The 2,842-nt window shown below is 36.5% G+C and carries 4 protein-coding genes; 1 reads left to right on the top strand and 3 read right to left on the bottom strand.

Annotated features, from left to right (window positions below; genetic code table 11):
- The coding region (locus tag KKI21_01685) for an integrase core domain-containing protein (GenBank protein ID MBU4284915.1) at window positions 1–275 on the top strand (275 nt) is incomplete at its 5' end.
- On the opposite strand, the gene KKI21_01680 is transcribed toward KKI21_01685, so the two are convergent.
- The 3 genes from KKI21_01680 to KKI21_01670 all read right to left on the bottom strand — a co-directional run.
- A complete protein-coding gene (locus KKI21_01680; protein MBU4284914.1) occupies window positions 272–877 on the bottom strand; it encodes a sortase in 606 nt (201 codons plus the stop codon). The two genes, KKI21_01685 and KKI21_01680, sit on opposite strands and share 4 nt — an antisense overlap.
- 3 nt (window positions 878–880) lie before the next feature.
- Complete coding sequence (locus KKI21_01675; protein MBU4284913.1) at window positions 881–1,846, bottom strand: CAP domain-containing protein; 966 nt, start codon at window positions 1,844–1,846, stop codon at window positions 881–883.
- A gap of 126 nt (window positions 1,847–1,972) precedes the next feature.
- Window positions 1,973–2,842 (bottom strand): PKD domain-containing protein (locus KKI21_01670; GenBank protein ID MBU4284912.1); only part of this gene is annotated, 870 nt, incomplete at its 5' end.

Here is a 2,842-nt window from a genome sequence, read left to right as displayed (position 1 = left end):
TACGACTTCATGATCTTGATGTTTTGTGTAATACTATGGATATTACCCATTATTTGATTGATCCCGGCAAGCCAGCACAAAACGGCAAGGTCGAACGATCACATCGAACAGATCAAGAACACTTTTACGAACGGAATACGTGTAATAGTTTTGAAGAATTAAAATACAAATTACGATTATGGAATATGTACTACAATGATACAAAACATTGTGGTCTAAACGGTAAAACTCCTAACCAAACTCTCGGATTAAGAGTGCAAAATGTCCGTATCTAAAACACTTGAGTGGTTTTTATGACTATTCTTTTCCAGGCAGTATTTATCGGCCAACAGCTAACCAGATACAAAACAGCTTCATCTTTCTGTGTCTGGAAAACCAGATCCTTTGGCGCTTTTATCTCTTTATTGATAACGCGGTAAGTATAAGCTTTATTTTTGGAAAAAACAACAATTTCGTCATTAATATTAAGTTTATTTAATAGGGCGAAGATAGAGCCGTATTGTCCTTTATACCAAGGATAAGCCGAGCTGTGGCCCATAATTACCATTGTCCCCTTCTCGTTTAAAGCAGATGAGCCAGGCAGATAAATAACTCCGCTTTCTAGATCTTTTTGAAATCCAACTTCGGTAGTGCTTTGGGATATAACCACTGGCGCTTCTATGGCTAAGGATGGGATTATTAATTTATCGGGTAAAATGTATTCTTTTATTTCTTTGTCTTTTCCCCCGCCAGAAATCGAATCAGAAAACCTGGATGCTGACGGAACTCCAATAAATGAATATTTTATTTGGACATAAATATATCTGCCATTGAAAATAAAAATAGAAATACTGAAAATAACCAGAAAAATAATCAAAAAGATAATAAATTCTTTCATAATTTAGATGATATCTATGCCACTGTTTAATATTGCCCCGCCATTGAATAATGTTATAGCAGCAATTAAAACAATAAAAATCAAAACCATTAAAATCATTCTCGGATATTGTACCTTGATATTAATAAAGATGCTTAACATTAAAACCAGGCTGATTATTCCCAAGACAATCAGATAGATCTTTTGTATCCATGATTCTGATTTTTCTATTGTAAGTCCGGCAATGTTTTCTGGTTCTTTTATAATGTCTCTGATTCCCATTTGCGTGAAAACCTCAGGCCCCTTTAAGACGACTTCTTCACTTTTAACATTCGTTTCCGGAACAGGAACTTCTATTTTATTTTCATTCTTATTGATTTCGGAAACAACTACTTTTGTCGGAGTCGTAGCTACGGCTTTTACTGAACTCTTGCCGAAAAACTGGACAGCTATAGTGGTTTTTTTACCGTCTATCTCACCTTCAACAACCGCAATACCTACATCCTGGTAATTTCCATTTAAAATATTTGCTCTGTGGGACGGCGAATTCATCCAGGCCTGATGCACGTATTCGCTTTCAGTAAAGTCCTTGGCCAGGTTTTCTCCGGCTGCCACATATTTGTAGCCGACTTTACTCATCCAATACCAAGGCGTAATGCCGTCCGGACTGGTATGGGCAAAATAGTTTTCATTCAACATATCTGTTGCCTTTTTTTCAGCAGCCATAACTAATTGCTGATTGACAGTTAAGGGTTTTAATCCTTGGGCAATTCTGTCTTCATTAAGCATTTCTATTAATTTAGAATTGGTGATTATAGCAAAATGGGTTGTTTGCGGAAAATAATAAACCCAGGAGAAAATCACAAATTTTACGACCAATAAAACCACAGCCAATTTAAAAAGGTTTTTTGGCTTAAAAATATGCGGCTTCCATAAGTTTTTCTGGTTTGGGATAAACATTCTCTCAAACCATTTTGCTATGTTTCTCATATACCCACATTATACCACTAAAAAATAGTATTTGTCAACCCCGTTAATGATTAAGGGTGTCTTTTATTACGCTAAAATCTTACAGGTTTTATCCCGTAAGATTTTTATTCATTCCTAAAATCTATATTACCACGGCAAAATCTCTTTCCACTTTGGCAAAGGGTAATTGACTCTAACTGATTTGGTTATGGAACAAGCGTGCCCGTCTGAATCAGTAACCCGTAGAATAACATTGTACTTCCCTATGGATGAGAATGATGCTGAGGCATTTTCCTCTGTTGATGTTGACGGATCTCCTGACGTAATTGTCCATAAATAAGTATCGCCTTTAATAATTGAACAATCTTTGCCATTAACCGGATCTTCATCCCAGCATCTGGAAGTATCAGTAAAGTTCACTGCTTCCCCGGTATTAGGATAGTTTGGAATCCAAGTAAAATCGCAGGACGGATAATGATGAACCGGAGTGGTTAATGAAAATGGTATACCATTGGTCCAATTAGATGGCAAACTATGTTCGTCATATACTCTCACTCTCCAATAATATGTAGTATTAAATCCAAGCTGGTTCGCGATAGGCTGAGTGGCAACAAAGATTGAATAGCTGTCTAATGACGGACTTGGGTCTGATAAGCCAGTGATATCCATATTTACCTGCGGAGACGAGAAATCCGAATTATTGTCTATCAGTAATATGTATCTGGATTGCTTGTCTTTATCCGGATCCGAGTACGTCCATCTGAATGTATAGAATGGCACTGGCTGATAACAGACATCTGATGGTGTAAGAGAAAGATTAGTAGCTGTTGGTTTGTCATTAATATCAACTAATATTATTCCTCCTTCTGCAAAATTAGACCAATTGCCTGCAAGGTCTTTTACTCTGTATCTGAATTGATATTGATATTTATCTTTGCCTGTATAGGTAAAATTATTGATTGTTGTTGAATAATCCTGATAAACAGACCAGGCAGGAGAAGAAGCCAATTTAGACCT

The organism is Patescibacteria group bacterium (assembly GCA_018897295.1).
Taxonomy (GTDB): domain Bacteria; phylum Patescibacteriota; class Minisyncoccia; order RBG-13-40-8-A; family RBG-13-40-8-A; genus JAHILA01.
The sequence above is the reverse complement of the archived record's forward strand: the minus strand, read 5'-3'. Positions and strand labels throughout refer to the sequence as shown.

Bases quoted from the DNA above. Each gene is read 5' to 3' on its own strand.
- KKI21_01680 (MBU4284914.1), bottom strand. From the start codon at position 877: ATGAAAGAATTTATTATCTTTTTGATTATTTTTCTGGTTATTTTCAGT.
- KKI21_01675 (MBU4284913.1), bottom strand. From the start codon at position 1,846: ATGAGAAACATAGCAAAATGGTTTGAGAGAATGTTTATCCCAAACCAG.